Below are 21372 nucleotides of genomic sequence, written 5' to 3'. Positions count from 1 at the left end.
ATGATTATGCGGCTACCAAAGCCTCCAATGCTGCGATAGTACTGGCATAAGTTGCTGTGCCAGATTGGGGCGCAATTGATACCGCGCGTGGGGGGTAGGGCTCTTTTAGCTTATCGGGATTGGTAAGCTTTAATTTGTAACCACCATCAAGCGTTTCATCTGCCGCATTGCGTTCCGCATCGGTCAGGATCAAACCATTCACAGCTCCGAAAAGCTCAATAGCTGAATCGCTCGATTTGTAGTTATTAACCGTAATGGCGCAAACCCTGCCATAACCCATGGCAGTTAACTGTGTTTTGATATCAACTGAGAGCCCCGCGATGTTAAAATCTATTTCTTCAGTATAGCGTGGACCAACCTGGGTTTTGGCCAGTTTTGAGGTAGTTCCAAAACTGTTGTTAGTACCTTCAAATTTGTAAACTTTGGCCGCGCTAACCGCTGTTAAACCGGTTACGATGAGTGGATTGGTGATATCATAAGTTAGGGTAACATCATTCTGATTGAAGATGTAAACCACATCCTCGATACCCGCGGTGATCGGGTCGGCTGTACCCAGCTTAAACCCTGCATTTATTTTATTATAAATTGACATATTTTAATTATTGAATTATTGAATTATTGATTTAGTGAATTAGTGATTGGGTTAGGTTTTTAATTATTGATTTAGTGAATTAGTGATTGGGTTTAGGTTTTTAATTATTGAATTGATATACAGATTGGTTTTAATTCAATAAATCACTAATTCACTAAATCAATAATTAATCTCACGCGCTTAGGTAAAACAGTTCGTTAGCGAATTTGTAGTTTACGGCGGCTTTCATGCGGGCCTTCATGCGCACTACGTTATCATTAGTGTAGGGCTTCATGTAAACGGTTGATAGCTCGGAAGCATCGCCCAATAGATCGACTCCTAAGAACAGATTTGACGAACGTGCACCCAGGATGGTATTAGCCTGCCAGTGGTTCATGAGTTGTAATGGTAAACCCAGGTAGTCCATCTTTTTAGGATCGGCGAAAGCGTTAAGTACATTAACCGCTCTATCGGCTTGTGCCTGGGCGTAAGCGTAGCCTACGTGTAATGGGATCTGCAGGTTAAAATCGGATTGACTGCGGTCGGCTGGGTCAAGCTGCGCATAGATGCCTGCTAATACGCCTAATACGTTACTGGCATTGATGTAGCTAACGGTAGCTGCTGTTGATGTGCCGGTAAATGTTGCCGGTTTGCGGCTGTTTACCTCGTTAAAATTACGTACCAGTTTAAAGCTTGTAGCGCTGGCCACTTTAATGAAATACGACTGTCCTTGAACATTGATTCCCGGCACTCCATTAGTACTATCTTTGCTGCTGCCGGTTACGCCGGTTATGGTTACCACGTCGCCATCACGCAAAGAAGCTGTATCTGCTACGGTTACTATACCCGATGTGTCAATTGCGGTTGCCGCCATGGATGTGGCTGATTTGCCTAGGTCAACTTTATAAACTCCAGATGAGGCTGCTATAGTTGGCAATAGGCCCGCGAAATCGGCGGTGAACGCGGCTTCTTTGGTGGCGCTTTTGCCTAACCAATACAGGCGTTCGTTGGCTATCTGTATTTTAGTTAAATAGCGCTGTACCATAAAGTCGGATAGATCGACTATACCTTCGTAGTCCATAAATGCACCTGGTTTCAGGGCTTGGGCTTCCCATGATTGGGCCAGTTTGTCCCATTGTTCCTGTTTCATGAATTCGTACACTACAGGGTCAAGGTAACTTTCGATTTGCTGGGCCGTAGTACCCTGATCGGTAAACAGGCCGGATGGGTTTTGCAGTACAACGTCGTCATCAACATCAAGGATAATCTTGCGCGATTTTACGTCGTTAATTACGGTGAGCAGGCCACGCTTTACGGAATCGGCTTCCAGCAGCGTGCTTGCCATGAACCCGGCCAGCGCTTCGCCGGCATAGGTGTTGTTAGTGAATGTAAATTGAGCCATTTTTAAATTTTGGTGAATGGTTTATTGAGTTAGATTATGTTGATTGAGTTGTGCTGGCAGGCGAATGAAAACTACTCACCTAATCAACCACTCACTTAATCAACTATTTTGAAATTGCTTTTTTAACCGCGTTCTTGGCTATTTCGCTTTGCGGGGCGAAGAATGGGGTTGCTTCTGCTTTGGCTTTGTTGCTGCGTTTGGAGCCTTCGGGGGTAAAGGTTGATTTGATCTCGTTTTTAACCTCTATGCGTGTTTTTTGCAGGCTGTTGTTGGCTGTTTCCAGGGCTGCTTTAGCTTCGCTGAGCAATGCGTTTTGGGCATGTAACCTCGCTTTTAATTGCTGCACGCGGTTTTCCACATCGACAGTTTTTTTTGACGATTTAAATTTATCGTCGGGCAGGTCATCATCATCGTCTTCGTCGCTGGCATCGGTTTCGCATGGACTTACCTTTTGTACCTGGCCTTTTTGCACGGCTATCTTCTTGCCATCGGCAGTGGTATAGGTGTCGGCAGGGGCAGGGGTGGTCATGTCTTCGTCCTGGTACACTTCGGTACCCTCGTCAATGTCTTCGGCATGATGCAGTGTGCCCTTGTCCGTAACGGTTTGCTTGTTCACCACTTTTTTGAAGAAGTTCATAATCTTATCCAAAACCGACGTGGTTTTCTCGATAAGTTCTCTGTTTTCGATGTTCATGTTGTTTTTATTGTTTAAGATTTTGTTAATGCATCGCTGGTAAACCGCAGGGGCGGTATCGGTGTATTTTTGGATGAGGGCGCTATTGGTAATGGGCGAATTGTAATCATCAATGCGGTCAATAAAACCCAGGTCAAGGGCCTGGTCGGCAGTCATCCAGGTTACGGAATTGATGAGGCTGTTGATGGTAAGCCCGTCCAGACCCGATTTATCCATGTAGATTTGTGCCAGGCGCGATTGTACCACGTTCAGCATCTGTACATCTTTTAAAAGCTCATCGGCATTACCGCCCGAGCCTACCATGGGCTTGTGGATCATGAGCAGGGCATATTTGCTCATCACCACCTGCTGGCCGCCCATTGCCACAACCGAAGCTGCCGAGGCGGCCAGCGCATCTATATAAGTAGTTACCCTGCCGGGATATTTTTTAAGCAGATCATAAATAGCGATGGCGTCAAAGGCGCTACCGCCTACCGAACTGATGTGTACTTCTACATCGGCACCGGCTGCTGCCTCCAATTGTTGTTTGATGTAGGCTGATGATAAGGTGCCCGAACCAATGCAGTCGGTTTCGGTATCGTGTAAATAAATTTTGTAGCTCATTTGTTGAGATATTAGATGTGAGATTTGAGTATGGAGATTTTGTCCGGAAGTCCAACAAGTCTATAAGTCCGAAAGCGCTTTTGATGATTGTGCCTGTTATTAAAGTTGAGTAGATTGACTCATGTGTTTAATATGTCAATTGGCATAATTCAAAGATCGTGATTTGTTTTTAGTTTGGTGGTGACGGTGTTTTGTCAGTAGGTGATTGTCTGAATCAGAATTTACAGAATTAAAGAATTTTCAAAATCATTCTGTCCATTCTAAAATCCTGTAAATTCTGATTCAGACGAATTGATATTCAAATATCGGGACAATTATTTATTAGCATGGTGACAATAGTTTGTCAGTGGGTGATTTTGGATAGGGGTTCGAGGATCGTGTTGTCAGTAACTTGAGCTTACTCGCACCTCGCTCCCCGAAACACGCACCCGGATTACTCCGCAAAGCAATTCAACGCCCGCCAGATGGTGCGTTCATCTTTGCTGAATTTGACCTCAGCCTCCAGTACCGCCTGGTTTTTACTGATGCCGCGTGTTTGCATCTGAGCGTCTACCCACAGATAAATTTCGCGATAGGTAAATATTTTGGTAGTGATGAAACCGGCCTTATACATGGCCGTAAATACGCCTTCATCAAACAGCGTGTTGGCAAGTTGAATGTTCATAGGAGGGAAGTCAAAAGTCAAAAGTCAAAAGGCAAAAGTCAAAAGTCAAAAGCCAAAAGGCAAAAGGCAAAAGGCAAAAGGCAAAAGGCAAAAGGCAAAAGGCAAAAGGCAAAAGGCAATGATTGGTATGATATTTGGCATAATTATGCTTTCAGCAGCAGAAGGTTTTGACTTTTGAATTTTAACTTTTGACTTAAAGCCGAAGGCTACAGATTTACCCTATTCACCGTTTGGGCCAGGATGTTTTGCTGGTTGTTGATGTCTTTAACATCTACATAAACAGGGGGGAAGTTGTTGATCATCTGGTAGGCCAGGGTGTTGGCCAGTTCTTTTACATCATTAACCGGCTGGTTGTAATAGCGGTTGGCATTGCCGCCATCGGTAAATATGCCGCCTATGGCATAACCCCGGCTTGGGTTGGGTATCGAAAAATCCCTGCCACCATGAGCTACGTTGATGGCGCTTACCAGGTTGCGTGCCCAGGGATTGCGCATGGCTTCGGATACTACAATCGCTTCGCCCGAACGCAGGTAGGCGTTGGTATTATCGGTACGACTATAACCGGGCAGCAGGGCACCTCGTCCGTCCGACTGGTAATGCAGACCGCCCTGGGCATATTGCGGTGGTTTTTGGGCCGCAATGGTGGCTACCTGTATAGCTGTTGAAGCAATAATACCTGGAATAACAAATGCAGCCAGCATACCCGCTTGCGATGTAGCTTTGGTAACCGCCAATGCACCGTTGATAACGGCCTGCAGTATGGATGCCTTTTGCTCCGATTTAAAGGCTTTTACCTTTTCGGCGGCTTCCTGCTTTTGGTATTTGGCTTCGATGGCCTGGCGCTGGGTGCCGGTGAGGCTTTTATTGCTTAGCTCGGCGGCTTTGTCTTTTTCAAGGCCTTTTATTTTGGCATCACTTTGGTTTTTGATATTGTTTTGAAGGATAGAAAACGCCGCGTTGGCTACCTGTTGAGCGCTTTGCATGGCAAAATCCTGGCGCTGCTGCTCGTACTGCTGGGTAAGCTGGGTAATTTCCTGCTGTTTTTTTGTTTCCAGCTCCTTGATCTTATTGGCATTGCCGGCAGCCTGGCTTATTTCATAGTTGTACTTATCGGTGATCAGCTGTTTTTCGGCATCCAGTTTTTGGCCGGGGAGGATGGCTTTATCAACGTTCTTCTGGTCGTTATCTATAGTCAATCTTTGTTGCTCGGCCGCAGTAAACATGTCTTGCATGTTCTTTTTGGCTTCGTCAAAATCATTTTTAGTAAAAAATTGTACCTTATCGCCAATGGCCAGGTGGAATTTTTCCTGCAGTTGCTCAGCCTGTTTATTATAATCGTCCTGGCTGATCAATTTTTTACCCAACTGATCATTTAGTAAAACCAGCTCGGTATCGTAATGCTGCTTATCCAGTTCAATTTGTTTGGCAAAAGTGATGGATTGGGCTTCGAGTAAATCAGCGCCGCGGGTTTGATCTTGTTTTGCTTTTTTATTTGCTCTGAAATTGTTTGTAGCCTCAGAGATTCGATGAAGTCCTGTGATGATCTGTGTGCCATATTTTTCAGTGTTTTCAGCTACTGATTTAGCTAATAGCTGGTTTTGTCTGTCTAAAAGGTTTGAGTCGGTAATATGATCGCTAAGTAGTTTTTGTATGGCGTTGCGCCGCTTAGTGAGCCTTGATACAATTATATCACCCGCAGGGTCTCTTGAATCCAATCCCCCGCCATACGCACCATTGTAACCAGGAATTTGGGCTGATTTCTTTTTGATGCTATCATTTTCGTCGGTGGCTGCTTTTAGCTCTTTTTTTACCTTTTCAAGTTGAGGCGTTAGTTTTTTAATAATATCATCGTTACCTAATTGTCTTATTTGATTTTTTACCATAATATCCTCAGCTGCCCGTGCTCTTGCCGATGCAATAATAGCTGCTGCCAAATCATTATATTGTTTGGTAGCCTTCCCGGTTAATATGGTTTCATCAGATATGTTTTTGAAGTTGTTAGGATATTGGTCACGTATCTCGTTTATGGCTTTTTTGCGTTCCTTTAAAGCAAGGTTATGATCTTGCGTGGCGTTATAAAGTAATTTAAGATGTACCAACTCTTGTTGGGCGTTCCTGTCACCTTCGGCTTTTGACTGGTTTAGTGCATCCAATACAATCTTATTATCTTTTATTACCTTGTTAAGTGCGGATAAAGTAGTAGTACCATTTATTAATTCTTTTACCCATTTTATTATTCCGTCACTGTGAACAGATAACACAGCTAATACTGCGGATAATGCAACACCCCAACCACCAAGAGTTTCACCCGATCCTTTTAACGCCGTATTTAAAGTGGTTAATATGCCCTTCCATGAGGAAAAGGATGATGATAGGTCTGATATTTCTGTTTGAATTTTATTACTTGAGTCGGCAAGCGACTGGTTCTGGCTATTTAATTTATTTATAGAATCAGTAAACTTTGACAAATCTCTGTCCAGTGAGTTTATATTGTTTGAAAGTTTATTCAATGGATTGGAGATCCCATTGATTGAAGTACGCAAGCTGTCAAATGCTTTGGCGTAATCGGTTACTTTTTGAACATCATTTGTATTCAGTTCAAAATCATTCTTTTGATCAGACATATATTAAAGGATTTAATTAATTGTTTTATAGAATTTGATTTTGCAGTTTTTTTGAAATTGCTATATTTGTTAGCAAACAACCTGGTCACTGTATATGAAAAATCTAAAATTATTACTACTCTCTGTTTTGTTATTATCCATATTTTCTTGCAAACGGTCAGCCGAGTCATATTATAAGGAAGCCGCTGACAGTATACATGCAGGCAACTTTAGAATAGCTGAGCATCTTTGTACTAAGGCAATTGAATTAAAACCTGATTATGCTTTTGCCTATGCGGGCCGTGGGATGACTCGACTAGCTTTGCATAATTACTCAAGTTCTTTAAGTGATTATGAAAAAGCGCTATCACTTGATCCTAACCTTAAAAAGAATGCTTATTCTGGGATGGCTTGTGATAAGCATAGCCTTAAGGATTATCCCGGTGCACTCCAGCTTTTCGGAAAGGCTATAAGCATAGAACCTAAAAATGCAGGAAATTACGCGGAAAGAGCTTTGACAAAGATAGCAATGAACGATTTACAAGGTGCTTTAAATGATTACAATGAAGCTATAAATTTAAGCCCCAATTATGGTTATTACTACTTATCCAGAGGGTTATTGAAAAATGACATGAAAGATAAAAACAATGCCTGCATAGATTTAAAAAAAGCGCGCCAGCTTGGGGATAAATCCGCTGAGGGTTGGATGTATGGCATTTGTAATTGATAAGGTGTCTATTCTGTACAGCCTTTAACCATAATCTCAACAATTTCTGGCAATCAAACTTCATTATAGACACACGCGACACGCGTGCGCAAGCAGAGGGGTCAACTACTTCAGGTAGTTTTTCGCCAATAGCCTTTAGTCCAGCCTGTAAGCCATCAGCAAATTCGGGTAGTTTACTGTTTACTCCATTTATAGAATTTTTTAGTGCGTCTAAAGCATCTTTATATTTATTCGCTCTGGCAATGTCATCATCGGTAATACCGGTATTGTTGTGTTGGTTGGACATAATAAATGTAATGTTTTAAATGCCAATTGGCATAATTAAAGAAGATTTTTTTCTAATTTTATAATTGCTCTGATTTTAATTACTTAAATGCATTTAAATCTTTATCCGCCGTAGTTGCCCAACTTAAATAAAAGCTACTATCTGCAAATTCAAAGTTTTTAGGCAATTTGTCAGGAATTGTATCATTTTTATTTACAACCTTCCAGTTGGGTTCTATGGAATAAATACATTGTATAGCTTTCTTGTTTTTATAGATATAAGGCAAAAACTTATAATCTATATATGTACCGATATAGGAAGATTTATATTTTTCAAGACTATCATCTACAATTGTCTTTCCAGAAGAAATAAGTCTAAATTCAGATGAAGTTGCTGATTTTATTAATCTCATTAATTCTAATTTTGATACAGAAACATCATTTATAAAATACTTGTAAGCATAGACCTTATCACCTTTGCTAAAGTGATCATGTTTTTGCCTATAATAATAGGCTTTAATTAGTTGAAGATTAAATGACGCTAAACCAGATAGTAATATTAAAACTCCTGCGATGCTAAGTATGATATATTTCTTTTTGTTTGACATTGAAGGTTAGGTAAAGTAGTGATTTGAATTTTTGCTAATTTTATTGGTAAAAATAAATAATAGTTTGAACAAATCAAATAGTGTTAATAATTATCGGACATTTAGAAGTAAGAACATTACGAGTATCTATCGAGGTATAGAATATCATTGAGAGGTTTGCTCAAATTGCCAATAGAATTACGCAGATTATCAAATGATTTGACATAGTTATCTATTTGTTTTTGTCCATCGTCACTTACAGTAACTTCAATGGATATTTTGTTATCATCTGCCATTGTATTATAATTTATTATTATTGTTATAACTTGATTTGGATAATTATGAAAAAATTAAAATGCGAAGCTTTCGGTGTATGGGGTGCTAGTAAGAAACTTGTTGAGTTTGTTAATGAAAACAATATTTTAAAAGAAGATGTCCTGAAAATTATATATACAGCAAACGGGGGATTGTTACTCTTTTATTATACAACAGAATAGATTATACTAGTGTTCATCGGTTCAAGGGCTCTCCCCTTGAAGACGCCCGGATGGATCATTAATACCAGTTCATTGCGTTATTATGAATATAATGAAATGAATGCTAATTGGCATATGTAAAAAATAGTAATAGCTAATTTGGTCAATTGTATTATTGACTTTGGTGTATAGGTTAACTAATAAAATTTGACTCCTTATTTGTTACTGACTTCTTGCTTAGTTATACTTTTAATCTTAAAATTAATTTTTGGATTAGAAAATATAAACCCATTTCTATTACCTAAGTCATCCATATTACTATCAAGATAAGGATTCCCAATTTCATCTTTTTCAAAAGAGCCTGTCACCAAAACCTGGTCACCCTTTGATAATTCTTTTAGTGAAGTTTTAACTGGAGAGTCATTTAATGATTCGTTAGAGAATAACACTATGTTATCATATTGTGGGTATTTATCATTCTCATTCAAGGACCCACTTTCGGGAATTAATAATGTAACTTCAATATAGTCATCAACTTCAATTTTGTAAACAATTGCATGCCATTCCTTAACTTCTGCAGGTAAAGCATCGATGATAAACTTTTCTAATTCAGTTTTTTGTTTATCATAAACTTCTTTTTTCTTTATCTCATTTGATTCAGATGTAAAGAGTGAGTCTGAGACATGGAATTTTTTGATTAATGCTAATTCGGTAGCTGGCCTGGGATCAATTACTTTAACCGGTGGAGTAGTATTACATCCCATTAAAAAGATTGAAAAAAAAAGTAAGTTCTGAAATTTCATAAAGTAAAACGGCTTAGGTTTTATTAATTCGTTATAATTGCTAATTATTTTAGTAAAAATAAGCAATAGAATATTCAATTGCAAATAATAATTAAAGTTGTGGAGAATAATGCGACGATAAGATCGAATGCCTCAGTTCAAAGCCTGTAACAAAATAACGGGTTCATGATCCTATTGAAAAAATCAACCGTATGATCGTTTTAAAATCCGATTACTTTAGCACGCATGAGCGCCTTACCCGCTTTATTAACGAAAACCATATCAAACGCGAGGATATATTGGTTATTACCCAGATCCCGGGCTCGTTCACCATTTTGTTTTATGCAGACGACTCGGTAGAGGAGATGACACACGGCTTGTTCTCTTAACCCAGTTTCACCAATTCTACCTTGGTAGGCTGCCCGCTGCGCCAGCTGTCAATTTTGTTGATGTAGTAATAACACCCATCCTGCTCCAGGTAAACGGGGATAAGGAGGTTAAGCTCCAGGATATCGCGCGGGGTTAACAGAAAGTAGCGCACCACTTTTTTGGTTTGTTGTAATATTTTCTCCAGTTCGGGGTAGTAGGCTATGCGCAGATCTTCCCAGAGCAGACTATGCTCGCCGCCAGGTTTATAAAAATAGGGCAGCGAGATCACATCATTCACGGTAATGCGGTTGGTGCCATCGGTAAAGGTAACGGATGGCGCCCCGTTTTGCTGGCGCAGGTCGATCTTCTGATCTATCAGTAAACGGGGCTGTGTGCTGATGCTGAAATCAACGGCATCGGCATCCTGCGAGGTATCTATCTTCAATATCTGCGCCATGTTGCCGCCAATGTAAGGGCGGTTAAGGGTAGGGGCAAACTGGCTCTCGAACAGGGCGGTGGTTAAAGGCAGGGTTTTATCGGCCACATTGATCTGCGCGTTGCCAAAGTTTTTTGGTAAAATAGCATCATCCTCCTTATAGGTCATGGTGTTTACCTGGGCATAATTACCCAACTGAAAGGCAACGGTTTTACCCTGGTCAACACATTTGCTTGTCCAGTTTGTGGCCACAGGTATATTATTCACAATATCGCGGAAGGATGAAAAGGTAACCATGCGCGTGGTATTATTGGTTTGGCAAATAATGCCAAAACGCTGCAGGGTATCCTTCAGCAGATCCTTCTGGGTAATATCCGGGAAAATGCGCTCGCACTGGATGTCCTGTCCAAATAAGGTATCTTGATTATCGGCCTTAATGGTTAGCTCCGTAGTGCCGGGCATACTAAACCGCGAACCGGTAAAGCCCTTAAATTCATAACCCACATGCAATTGCCCGCCAATGGGTAACTCTGCATCGACCGAAAGGGTGACCGGATCGGTAGTGTTTTTATGAGCATAGAAATTAAAAAACCCAGACTGTTTATCAATAACGATATTGTCTTTCAGATCAAAATTATGGGTAGCTAACGTTGTGTCCCCATTTACCGGATCGGTGTAAATAATGTTGATATCCAGGTTGGAAGCATAATCGCCGACAAACTTACCGTAGAAATAAAAGGAAGGTATTTTTACTGTGAAGGTAACCTTCGTAACAGCTTTGGCAATATATGTGCCGGCCGATGCCTGGTAATTCGAGTCGCTGTTAAGGATGTTATTAAAAATAATTGTCCCGATATTGTACCGTGTATCGGGATGATCTTCATTCAAATCGTTGCCTAACGACGCGTTTACACCAAGGGCCGTGGAGTTTTGGTAATCGGTACCATGCTCCAGGTTATCATTGGCAAACTGTACAATGAGTTTATCGTACATGGGCTGCCTCAGCAGAAACGAACTTTGATCGATCTTATAACCTGCCGTTTGCGCAAATAGCTCAATAGCTGTTTTCAGAAAAAAGCCTGGTCGCTGATAACGTACATCAATTTGTGGGTTATTTGAAAAGTCGGTAGCTATCCGGCCGTAATCAATCACAGGCCATATAAAGCCGCTGGTGTTGTTTTGCGAATGAGCCACCGTATTCAGATCCCAGGTATGCTGATAAGGTCCAAAGGCATTCTGCTTGCCTATATCGGTCGTGTTATCGCCCATGTCGTAGATCTTCACATCCAGCGCGTCGAAAAAATCCACATTACCGCTGAGTACCGTAACGCTGGCGGTATCCTGCTCAATGAGGTTAAGCTGGGCTATGGCTGATGGCACAATCTCCAGTCCATCCTGTATGATCCTGGCTTCGTAATTATCATAGGGCAGGTTGGTGGTAAAGGCTACATCATCCGGAAAGCCCAATATCTGCCGGTTGCGCTGGGTAAGCGGCAGCTTAAACTGGTTGCTGGTATTGCCCTGCTGGTTCTTCACTTCGGCCAGGTTATTGATCTGTAAGGTGAGCGCTATGGGGCTATCGTCGCTTAGATCAACCAGTTGATTGTTAAGGTATAGTTGTAGTTGGTTCATGTTGATTTGGGATTTATTTTGATTTCTGAATTCGGATGTTCGATTTCGGATCTATTTTGGTTTTGGAATTCGGAATTGGGATTTAAATATTTACTCAAAATTCAAAAAATCGTGAATCCTCAAAATCCGAAATCGAACATCCGAAATCCCAAATATCCCTACTGCGTTTGTATATTAATTGATGGCATGTTGAACGTTACACTGAATGGCGCCTGGCCGTTGCGGGTTTCATATTCGCTGTAGGTTGCGGTATTGATCACAATGGTTTGCCACTTTACCGGATTTTTATTCACCAGCATCTGCACTTTGGGCGAATATTTAATGGATTGTAAACCCTTGATGTCGTTAACCGACAGATCCTCGGCCATTACCTTCATTTTTTGCCCGGCTGTTTTGCTGATCACCTGTTCAATACCTTCCTGGTTTTCCCAGTCACTCACAAAGTTTTTGATGATCACGGCGTTCTGCACATCCAGACTTAGCTCCTGGTTAAAAGCAAAACGATAATATTCCCAGCTTCCGCTTAAACCTATCCAGCGCAGATAAACAGAATTATCGTCAACAGCATCATCTATCCTGATGGTTTGAGTTTGTGCAATGGTATGAGCAACGTTCTGATCGTTGTTGTATTTGAGGGTAAGGTTCATATAAAAAGCTTCCCGGGGAAAGCTACCGTTAATACGTAACCGGTTTAGCCCCAGCTGGGCGGATAGTGGCATGTTTGCCTGGGTTTGATGGGCAATGACGAATGCACTGCCATCCTCATTCAATAACCAGGAGCCATCCTCATTAAGCAGATAGCTGGTTTGCTGCCCGCCGGCAAGTGGGTTTCGGTTAATATCCAATAAGATGAATTCGCAATAGAGCTGCAAGCCTAATAGATCCTCGCTGTAGATAAATCCAATGTCAAATGGATAACCGATAGAATAGGCTGGCTCTGCAAAATCAGTTACCCAACGCGCCAACAGCGCCGGGTTGTTCATGGTTTTAAACGGTACATAAGCGGCGAGGTTACCACCATAGCGTTCACCCAATTGCTTGGCGGCATACGTTACATAAAAGGGGTAGGGTAGCGGCGTAAACACTGAGGTAAAACCATCGGTTGTGCCGTCATCATAATGCTCGGCGAATTCAATCTGGTAGCTGGCACTCAGGTTGTCGTCCCTGAAATTGATCAGCGTAAAATCGCTGGCATCAACCGGGCGCAGTAAACTTTGTAAAAAGTTCGACAGATCAGCTTTAACAATGCCCTCATTGTTCGGTCTGTTGACAGAAGTAATGGTGTTTTGCCGGCCGGTAAGCTTATCCTGATAAGTGATGCGGGTAATAACATTGTAATAAGGCCGCATGCCGTTAATATTGATATACCCTGCTGCATTGCCATTATAAGGAGTGGTGATGGTAATTTCGTTATTATTACCCACCTTATCAATTATATATACGCCCTGGTATGGCCCCGCATTTACATATACCTTGTCGCCAGTGCTAACTTTGTATTTACCCGTTTGATAGTCAAGCAGGGCGGTATTTACCGCTATCTTGGCGTACCCTTTTTCATTGTCTTGTGTGATGTTGATAATGCCGAAATCCTTACGCTGATAAGTGAATACAATAGGGTTAAAAGCCGCGTTCCAACGGGATATATTCCCTGCACCCAGGTTCACCGACGGGTCATCGATCAATAAGCCCGAAGTGGTTGGTATGGTAATGAAAGCCTGTGCCAAACAGCCCAGTGGATTACTGTCTTTAACCGATGGTTGATCCAGTCCACCGCTTAAGCCTGTAAAGGTGGGTGATAGCTGCCAGGAGGCTCCAAAATTGTTACTATACTGGATAGGACCGTAACTTGAGGAGGCGTTAATGGTGATCTGTGCATCGGAAGCCCCTACTGCCGATTCCGGTTTATCCACATGAACGTAATTGATCTTCAGATCGCATACGCCGGGATTAGTGGGTGGCGGACCATCTGCCGGTTGTAAGGAAAGGATAGAAAACGTAGTATAGGTGCTGGATATCGGGTCACCCTGCGGACTGTAATGGCTTTCGCGCAACACCCCGCTATATATTTTTACCGACTGACCAGGTACCGTAACGGTTTCGGTACTGGAATAACCATCTGTGTTGATCTGGTAGGTTACCACGCAGTTATTGCCATTGGTATATTGCCCGGTATCGGTATCAATGATGGAGATCAGTACGTCGGCACTGTCAATCTCGCCCCCGTTTTGATCGGGGTAGGTACTTACCCAGTTAGTTTCTTCTATTTTAGCTAAAATGCCCATCTTTGTTAATTAGTGAATTATTGAGTTAGTGGATGATGAGTGGTTGTCTGAATAAGAATTTACAGAATTTGGGAATTAACGGAATGGATGCAAGTCCTTTCCATTCTTGATATTTTAAAATTCTGTAAATTCTGATTCAGACAATAATTAAAAGGTATCAAAGTACATGGTCGACAAAGAAATAGTTAAACCAATACCGGTAGTATTAGCGTCGAACTTATTATAAACCGGTTGACACTTGGCTTTGCTGCCTGCCTTAATGCGGAAATACCTGCCATCGCCGTCGCGGTGTTTGGCGGCTTTCACAATAAATTCATTAGCCAGGCGTAAAGCCAGGTTTACAAAGGTTTCGTTTTCTGCTGTGTACTGTCCAAATTCAGTTTGATAAAGAAATTCGATATAGGCGGTAAAAACATTGTCGACCGAGCCATTAACCTGCGGCGATACATCAATGGGTTGTAAAGGGTACATGAACACACACGGAAAGGCCGTTACATCATCGGCAAGGGTGTTGAGTTCTGTTTGCGTACCATAAGCAAACGTTGGGTTGCCTGTAAGGGTTTGTACTATAGCTTCTATTTGATTGCGCATAGGGCTTAATTATTGAATTAGTGATTTATTGAATTAGTGAGTGGTAGGGAATTATTTGGCTGTTTGTCGAAAAATCAAAGTAATCCTTTAATCAGATGAATCCTGGTTCAGGTAAAAATCAAACTCAACCACTCACCACCTCACTATACTTCCGTTGATATTCCGCTTCGGTTTTGTTGAGCAGGAGTTTGGTGAGCACGCGTTCGTAGGGCATGTTCATGATGATATCCCATTTGGTTACATCGCCGCCGGCCAGTGAGTTAACTGTGTTGATATATTTAAATTTCTCGAACGACTGGATACCCGCCCGTTTTTCCAGCACGGTAGGAGTCGATGCCAGCAGCTGGTTTTCGGTTTCGATAAGCTGGGATAACAGGAAAAAAAATGCCGGGCAATGGGCAGTGCCTCCGTTACCCGCATTTTTTTGATCTCGTTACAAAATTCCTCGGCCTCGTATTCGTTGTACTTTTGCCCGGTGGCCCTGCAAAAAAAGTAATGAGCCAGCACCTGGCAACAAGCGCTTAATGATGGATTAAAGCGCTCCTGCCAGTCCTCGTCGCCATGTTGTTTAATGTGGTTATTAATCTCCTCGGCTATAATATCCCGGGCTGCCATAAATGCCCCGGCCGGTTCAACCGAAAGATCATGGCTTACTTTTACATTTTTCTGTACCTGCCTGTCCTGCGCGTCATATAAAATAAAAACAACCTCTTTGGGTATCACTTCACTGTTGTACAGTTGCTTTATCTGGTGCGATAAGGCTAATACGGTATCTGTAAATACCTGGAAATCGTCAATGTTTTTTACATTGTATAATTCGTCAGTAATGATGCCCGAGAGTATACTGATAGCTTCTATATCGTTAAGATCCGGTTTTTGCTGCATGGCCATTATTTGCCCGAGTGTTACCTCGTTTAGCTCCGTGGGTATTTTTACCGATAATTTACCGGTAGTTGTTTTGAGTGTTTTTTCGATCATAGTTTTTTATGGTTGATGGTTCATAGTTGATGGTTCATGGTTTTCTAAAGTTGATGATCTATGGTCTAGAGGTATTCGGAAGATTGTTTTTGGCTAAAGCCAGGAAGTATATCTGTAATCCGCCCCATAAATGGGACGGCAATGAATAAAAATGATTGATTTATTGTTCATTGCCGTTGGTTTTAACCAACGGACTACAATTAAACAGTTATGGGCTTTAGCCAAACCCAGTACTTAGCCTTTATTTTGATTCTTCAAAACACCTATGATCTATTAACTATGAACCATTTATCATCTGTTCAAAAACTCCGGTTGCTGACTGAAACCTGGGTACAAAAGGCAAGCGGGATTTCAGCTTCCCTTCATTGTTGATCTTTAGTTTGTTTAGCGCTACATAACGCAGCGGATCTATCAGGTGGTTCCATTTATCAACTGGTTGGTTAATGGTTTTGCCCGATTGATCTATTCGCCATTTATAACGGTTAAGCTCATTGCGTAAATTGACGCTGTTACGGGTTATATTTATTTTGTAGCGCTTCAATATGTCGATGGAGTTTTTAATACTATCCGCACCTTTTTTAGCACCGGTAATGTACCAGCCCATACGTTTAAGGTCTTCTATGGATTTCGGCTCGGCGCTATCGGCAATGATCTCTGTTCCTTTGCTTACGCCGCAGGCTTTAAGCCTGTCGGCTATATCGGCATTGGTTAAACCGGTTTCATAAAACAGTTCATTAACCCAAAGTTCTCCGTTTTGCCGGTACACCAGCAGACAGCCGGTTTGGTCGTTGGTAAAACCAAAATCAAGGCCTGCAGCTATCAAACGGGCATCATCAGGTATTTGGTTACATAGGTACCAGTTGTTAAATATTAGGCCGGTAATTTTACCGGTAAGCCCACGGGCATATACTTTCCAAAGCTCCATATCATCGTTCTTTAGTGATTCGATCTTATCCCTTATAGCCTGACCCAGATAAGGGTTATGCCGGTGATCAGAAATAATCAACTGCACATTGGGCTGTCCTATCAACTTTTCATGCACCCAAAAGCCTGTATTGGGATTGTAATCAATAAAAATACGTCGCTTGGTGCGAAGGGCCAGTTCGTGGTAAACATCCCAGGTTATGCCATTAGCCTCGTTAACAAACAGATAGTCGCGCTTTCCCGACTTGGCGTCCTGGGCATTATCGTAGCTTTTAAATTCGATAATGGAACCATTATTAAACTCAAATACTCTGTCGGTTTTATTAAAGCCCTTCACCATGCCTTGTAAAGCGGTGGATTCCTGGTAGATGTTTAAAGCGTCGCGCAATGCGCCAACTTTCAAATTAGGCACATCCTGTGCCACTATGGTGATCACTAATTTAGAGGTCTGACAGGCCAGGCAGAATAAGACCTGTTCAATGGCGTAAGTCTTTCCCGAACTGGTGCCGCCCTGGTTCACAGTTACCTGAGCTGTAGAAAAAAAGTTTTGGCTGAAGAGGACAGAGCCACCAATGCCACTAACCGGAGGTGCGTTGATATCATTCATCATGATGTATAGAATTAAGAAGCTTTTTGTTGAAACCCACCGCCGGAGATGACAAAGAGTTTTTATGTAAAAAATGCCATTTGGCATAAACTAATTCAAATTTACTAATAAAATTAGTTAAATCAAAATTATTTTGTGATTTCTAAATCTTGATTTACGGATTATAAGATTCTAATCTGTCTTATATTCTTTAATCCTTTTACCAAGAAAATCATGGTTCAGATAAGACCCGAAACAGCGAAGCCTCTTGAGTGCCTTTAAAATAGACAATTACGAAAAATCGAACATCCGAAATCCAAAATCAAAGAACCACTTCCTTTTCATTGCCGGCGGGTAGGGGACCTGTGTTTACGACTTCAACTTTAAGCGTATCGTTGGTTTTAGTATTCGATTTCTGTACTTCCGGTTTATCATTCCAGCCCAGGGTTTTAAGAGCGAATATAACCCCGGTTGGTGTTTGATATAAGCGTGATTCGTAAGCGGCTTCTAGTCGCAGGCGGCCACGTTTTAATACGGAAGCATGTTTACCGCTAACTTCATAAGCTTCAAACTCCAGTTTGCTGCTAAAGCCCAGGAACAGGGCCATACCTGCTATAGTAGCAGACTCTGGTTCCCGATCCCACACTTTTTGTGCTGTTGAAGTGGGATCTTTTCCGTTGCCTGGTTTTTGCTCTAGGTGGGATGTACCCTCAATATGTTTAAAATACTGCTCAATACGGTTGGCTAATACTGCCGCCGATTTTGAATGATAGGCATGAATTTTCATTAATTAATGTTTGAATTGGTGAACAAGGATTTTTAGAGTAAAGATTTTTGGACAAAGAGAAAGGATTCCTGAACCGTGCAAACCCTCCGGCATTTAGTCCTTACTCTTTGTTCCCAAAATCTATGATCTAAAAAATATGATATAAATGACGATTGGAATAATTACAAACAAATATCGTAAATAAATTTATCAAATGCTAATTTTTTTGGTAATTAGCAATAAGGAACTGATAGTAGATTATTAATTTACATGTAGAGATTATTTATCCCGCTATAATCAAGCGGGCACAAAATTCTTGTAACTATATACCCGCTTATGCGTCTTACATTTCGGAAACATGGTTTTATAATGGAAAATTTAGCTGTATGCTTTGTTTGATAGCTGTCAAATTAGTTTATTAAAACAGCCATTTGGCTTATTATTTTTATTATTGCACCTGATAATCATTTATCTACCCCGGTACTATCATAATGCGCATACAAAAAATACTTGTTCTTATTTTTACTTTGGTAGTTTTCTTTTCCAGTAATGAAAAAGTATATGCGCAGGATAAGCGATACATTCCCCTGGGCCATCCTAAATTTAAAGATACCTTAATTGTAGCCCATCCGGATACAACTTTTGAAAAAGATATTTTTGATGTAATCAAATCAATATTTGATAAAAACTATAAAGAAAGCAAGGCTGATTCGGTAACTACAAAACCAGTGTTCTCCATTGTACCGGCAGTAGGTTATACCTTGCAAACAGATCTGGCTGTCACCTTATCGGGGAATGTGGTTTTTAGAACCGCTCCCAATACCCGTATCTCAACAATTACGATTAACCCGGCCTATACTCAAAAAAAGCAAGTGATCATTCCCTTATTGTCAAACATATGGACAAAAGACAACAAGTATGATTTTATAGGCGATTTCAGGTTTTACAAGTATCCGCAAAGCACTTATGGCTTGGGGAGCCATTCTAAACTGGGCAATGAAAATCCGCTTGATTATTCATTTTTTCGTTTTTCTGAAACCGTATTGAAACAAATAGTCGGCAACTTTTACGCGGGTTTGGGCTATATTTTTGATGATCGCTGGAACATGTCAGAGCGGGGACAATTAAATGGCGGCGAATCTGATTATAAAAGATACGGACCTATTGCCCGCGCCATTTCAACAGGTATTACCTTTAATGCTTTGTTTGATAGTCGTGATAACTCTATAAATCCCTCCCGTGGCTTTTATGCATCGCTGCAGTATCGCGATAATTACTCTTTTTTGGGTAGCACGGCTCCCTGGCGTTCCCTGATTATTGATGTGCGTAAGTATTATAAAGTCCCTGCAGAGTCTGATAATGTATTGGCTTTTTGGTCATACGATTGGCTGGTGCTGAACGGGCGCCCGGCTTATCTCGATTTGCCTGCTACGGGTTACGATCCTAATAATACAACCGGACGGGGATATATCCAGGGAAGATTTAGAGGAGCTCAAATGGTTTACCTGGAGAGTGAGTACCGGTTTAAAATTACCCGTAACGGATTATTAGGTGGTGTAGCTTTCATAAACGCACAATCTTTCTCGGCCGCTCCCGGCTCCGGATTGCAGAGTATACAGCCCGGTTTTGGCCCTGGTTTGCGGATTAAACTCAACAAAGTATCTAAAACCAACATTGCTATCGATTATGGCTTCGGTCGTGAAGGTTCCAGGGGCTTGTTTATTAACGTAGGCGAAGTATTTTAAAAATATTATTTACGATTATCTTTTTTATGGATGTGTAATTACAATATTTTTTATGAGGTTAATAATAATGGCGATTAATTGTAAAAAAATGTTAAATTTTTGTTTAACGCTACTAAATTGATAAAACTGAAGCTATTTATTATTAATTTTAGCTATCATATTAGCCTATGAACAGTATTCGGTTTACTAAATGGTTATTTTCTACTCTTTTGTTCATCTCGGTGGCTGTTTCGTCATGCCAGAAAGATGACAATGTAAAGAGTATGGATTCCAATAAGTCAATCGCTGCTGCCGATAGTGCGTCAACCATGGGCGTCATCAACACACCAGGGAATTTTTTAGCTGGTAAAGGAACGCTAAAGATCACCATTGAAGATTCTACCTATACCTTTGATGCCGCTACAGACTCCGTTGCATTTATTAATGTACATAGCGGTGATAGCAAGTATTTTGGTATTACGGCTATAAATAAAGCTCATACCATGAGTTTTGGTATCAGTTCTGTAGGTTTTGCTGCTACTAATGTCAATAGTAAGGTGGCGGGTAGTCAGTTCCTTTTTAAATTAGATGAGAAAAACCCAGTAGTACAGTATACCTTAACTAAATACGGTGGTAAAGATGATTCCGGAAAGATTAGTATTGAAAAATACAATAATGATAATTTGATAGCTAAAGGAACTTTCTTTACGTTTTTAGCCAAAGACGATAAAGTAAATTCGCCCTTTTACAGGGTTGAAGGTAGTTTTGAACTCCAACTTAAATAATTTAACTCTCCTCAATTTTTTGCCGAATTTTTCAATATTCTTTAATTAATTTTTGTTACGTAATTTAAAGGTAAAAAAGACTAACATTTCCTCTTCCGATTTACATTCATGCCCGGAATGTGCCCCCTTTTTTGTACCTTCACGGAAATTTTAAGGAGATTAATGAAAGTATTTATAGCAGGGCTTCCTTTAGAAGTAGATGAGGCCGAATTAACAGCTGTTTTTGGTGATTTTGGGCCGGTTAAATCGCTCAGGATCATTAAGGATCGCGAAACAAAAGAGAGTAGGGGTTTTGGCTTTGTAGAAATGGTTAATGATAATGAAGCAAAAGAGGCTATAAGGTGCATGAATGGTGCAAGTTATTATGGCCGGCGGATTACCGTTAATGTTGCCGAAGACAAGGGACCTGGCTTTAATGGTGGTGGTAATAGTAACACCGCAGGCAAGGGCAGTTTTAAGCGTAACTAGTATAAGCTAAAATAAAAGTATTCTTTTTTGATATAAGCCGGGTAATCCGGCTTTTTTTATGCTCTTCTATTTATTATTTATGCCATTTGGGGAAATTAATATGCCTCAATCATCAAGGAGCTGTTGGTATTAAGGGTCTCCAATAGATAATCAAGCCTTAGATTTAACTCATCGAGCGGTATTTCGCCACTTTTGAATGCAGATGTAAGCAGATTTAATTCTGCTGTGATATTAGGGGTTTCTATACCTAAGTCAGCAGTAATATTGTTTAACTGTCGCTGATTCTCTTCTAGGATGTTAATTTTATATTCGGCGGCAGTAAGTAGGTATATTTTTTGTACATCATTGGAGTACAGGTGGTTGCGCACCTTGTTTTCCTGCTGTTTATTAAATACAACTAAAAGTATTGCAGCAACAATAGCGGTAATTACAAACATCATTACAGGTTCCATCTTTTT

Annotated in this window: 21 protein-coding genes; 6 read left to right on the top strand and 15 right to left on the bottom strand. The window is 40.9% G+C overall.

The window, feature by feature from the left end:
- Positions 1 to 4 precede the first annotated feature (4 nt).
- The 5 genes from BW976_RS08125 to BW976_RS08105 form a co-directional block, all read right to left on the bottom strand.
- Complete coding sequence (locus tag BW976_RS08125) at positions 5 to 592, bottom strand: hypothetical protein (protein WP_076372276.1); 588 nt, start codon at positions 590 to 592, stop codon at positions 5 to 7.
- A gap of 172 nt (positions 593 to 764) precedes the next feature.
- Positions 765 to 1973, bottom strand: a complete 1209-nt coding sequence (locus tag BW976_RS08120) for a hypothetical protein (protein ID WP_076372274.1) — start codon at positions 1971 to 1973, stop codon at positions 765 to 767.
- 103 nt (positions 1974 to 2076) lie between these two features.
- Positions 2077 to 3270 (bottom strand): head maturation protease, ClpP-related, encoded by a 1194-nt coding sequence (locus BW976_RS08115; RefSeq protein ID WP_076372272.1) that lies wholly within the window; start codon positions 3268 to 3270, stop codon positions 2077 to 2079.
- 433 nt (positions 3271 to 3703) lie between these two features.
- On the bottom strand, positions 3704 to 3934 hold the full coding sequence (locus BW976_RS08110; RefSeq protein ID WP_076372270.1) for a hypothetical protein: 231 nt from the start codon (positions 3932 to 3934) through the stop codon (positions 3704 to 3706).
- Positions 3935 to 4140: 206 nt separating this feature from the next.
- Positions 4141 to 6558 carry a cell envelope integrity TolA family protein gene (locus BW976_RS08105; protein WP_076372268.1) on the bottom strand — a complete coding sequence of 806 codons (2418 nt, stop codon included), beginning with the start codon at positions 6556 to 6558 and terminating at the stop codon, positions 4141 to 4143.
- Positions 6559 to 6652: 94 nt separating this feature from the next.
- On the opposite strand from BW976_RS08105, the gene BW976_RS08100 reads away from it, so the two are divergent.
- Positions 6653 to 7264 carry a tetratricopeptide repeat protein gene (locus BW976_RS08100; RefSeq protein ID WP_076372266.1) on the top strand — a complete coding sequence of 204 codons (612 nt, stop codon included), beginning with the start codon at positions 6653 to 6655 and terminating at the stop codon, positions 7262 to 7264.
- Positions 7265 to 7629: 365 nt separating this feature from the next.
- Here BW976_RS08100 and BW976_RS08095 read toward each other — a convergent pair whose 3' ends face one another.
- A complete protein-coding gene (locus BW976_RS08095) occupies positions 7630 to 8136 on the bottom strand; it encodes a hypothetical protein (RefSeq protein WP_076372265.1) in 507 nt (168 codons plus the stop codon).
- 116 nt (positions 8137 to 8252) lie between these two features.
- The gene (locus tag BW976_RS29305; RefSeq protein WP_175614074.1) at positions 8253 to 8411 is read right to left on the bottom strand and encodes a hypothetical protein; all 159 of its coding nucleotides are present in this window, start codon (positions 8409 to 8411) and stop codon (positions 8253 to 8255) included.
- 45 nt (positions 8412 to 8456) lie between these two features.
- Between BW976_RS29305 and BW976_RS29300 the strand changes: the two genes are divergently transcribed.
- Complete coding sequence (locus BW976_RS29300) at positions 8457 to 8612, top strand: hypothetical protein (RefSeq protein ID WP_175614073.1); 156 nt, start codon at positions 8457 to 8459, stop codon at positions 8610 to 8612.
- A gap of 194 nt (positions 8613 to 8806) precedes the next feature.
- Here the strand turns inward: BW976_RS29300 and BW976_RS08090 are convergent, their stop codons facing one another.
- A complete protein-coding gene (locus BW976_RS08090) occupies positions 8807 to 9394 on the bottom strand; it encodes a hypothetical protein (protein WP_076372263.1) in 588 nt (195 codons plus the stop codon).
- A 191-nt stretch (positions 9395 to 9585) separates the two neighbouring features.
- Between BW976_RS08090 and BW976_RS29295 the strand changes: the two genes are divergently transcribed.
- Entirely contained in the window at positions 9586 to 9762 is a 177-nt protein-coding gene (locus BW976_RS29295; protein ID WP_175614072.1) for a hypothetical protein, read from the top strand.
- Here BW976_RS29295 and BW976_RS08085 read toward each other — a convergent pair.
- The 6 genes from BW976_RS08085 to BW976_RS08060 all read right to left on the bottom strand — a co-directional run bounded on the left by BW976_RS08085 (position 9759) and on the right by BW976_RS08060 (position 17958).
- Complete coding sequence (locus tag BW976_RS08085) at positions 9759 to 11810, bottom strand: hypothetical protein (protein WP_076372262.1); 2052 nt, start codon at positions 11808 to 11810, stop codon at positions 9759 to 9761. The genes BW976_RS29295 and BW976_RS08085 overlap by 4 nt on opposite strands.
- 158 nt (positions 11811 to 11968) lie before the next feature.
- Positions 11969 to 14092, bottom strand: coding sequence for a hypothetical protein (locus tag BW976_RS08080; protein WP_076372260.1), 2124 nt, complete (start codon positions 14090 to 14092; stop codon positions 11969 to 11971).
- A 147-nt stretch (positions 14093 to 14239) separates the two neighbouring features.
- On the bottom strand, positions 14240 to 14683 hold the full coding sequence (locus tag BW976_RS08075) for a hypothetical protein (RefSeq protein ID WP_076372258.1): 444 nt from the start codon (positions 14681 to 14683) through the stop codon (positions 14240 to 14242).
- 237 nt (positions 14684 to 14920) lie between these two features.
- Entirely contained in the window at positions 14921 to 15661 is a 741-nt protein-coding gene (locus BW976_RS08070; RefSeq protein WP_076372256.1) for a hypothetical protein, read from the bottom strand.
- 277 nt (positions 15662 to 15938) lie between these two features.
- Positions 15939 to 17195, bottom strand: a complete 1257-nt coding sequence (locus tag BW976_RS08065; protein WP_175614071.1) for a PBSX family phage terminase large subunit — start codon at positions 17193 to 17195, stop codon at positions 15939 to 15941.
- A 298-nt stretch (positions 17196 to 17493) separates the two neighbouring features.
- Complete coding sequence (locus tag BW976_RS08060; RefSeq protein WP_076372251.1) at positions 17494 to 17958, bottom strand: terminase small subunit; 465 nt, start codon at positions 17956 to 17958, stop codon at positions 17494 to 17496.
- A gap of 470 nt (positions 17959 to 18428) precedes the next feature.
- On the opposite strand from BW976_RS08060, the gene BW976_RS08055 reads away from it, so the two are divergent.
- From BW976_RS08055 to BW976_RS08045, 3 genes are all read left to right on the top strand, one after another.
- The gene (locus BW976_RS08055; RefSeq protein ID WP_076372249.1) at positions 18429 to 19682 is read left to right on the top strand and encodes a BamA/TamA family outer membrane protein; all 1254 of its coding nucleotides are present in this window, start codon (positions 18429 to 18431) and stop codon (positions 19680 to 19682) included.
- A gap of 167 nt (positions 19683 to 19849) precedes the next feature.
- Entirely contained in the window at positions 19850 to 20446 is a 597-nt protein-coding gene (locus BW976_RS08050; RefSeq protein WP_076372247.1) for a hypothetical protein, read from the top strand.
- A gap of 162 nt (positions 20447 to 20608) precedes the next feature.
- Positions 20609 to 20914: an RNA recognition motif domain-containing protein gene (locus BW976_RS08045; RefSeq protein ID WP_076372245.1), complete on the top strand. Its 306-nt coding sequence runs from the start codon at positions 20609 to 20611 to the stop codon at positions 20912 to 20914.
- Between the two features lie 95 nt (positions 20915 to 21009).
- Here BW976_RS08045 and BW976_RS08040 read toward each other — a convergent pair whose 3' ends face one another.
- Positions 21010 to 21366, bottom strand: a complete 357-nt coding sequence (locus BW976_RS08040; protein WP_076372243.1) for a hypothetical protein — start codon at positions 21364 to 21366, stop codon at positions 21010 to 21012.
- Positions 21367 to 21372: the final 6 nt, after the last annotated feature.

Source organism: Mucilaginibacter lappiensis (assembly GCF_900155965.1).
Classification (GTDB): domain Bacteria; phylum Bacteroidota; class Bacteroidia; order Sphingobacteriales; family Sphingobacteriaceae; genus Mucilaginibacter; species Mucilaginibacter lappiensis.
The sequence above is the reverse complement of the archived record's forward strand: the minus strand, read 5'-3'. Positions and strand labels throughout refer to the sequence as shown.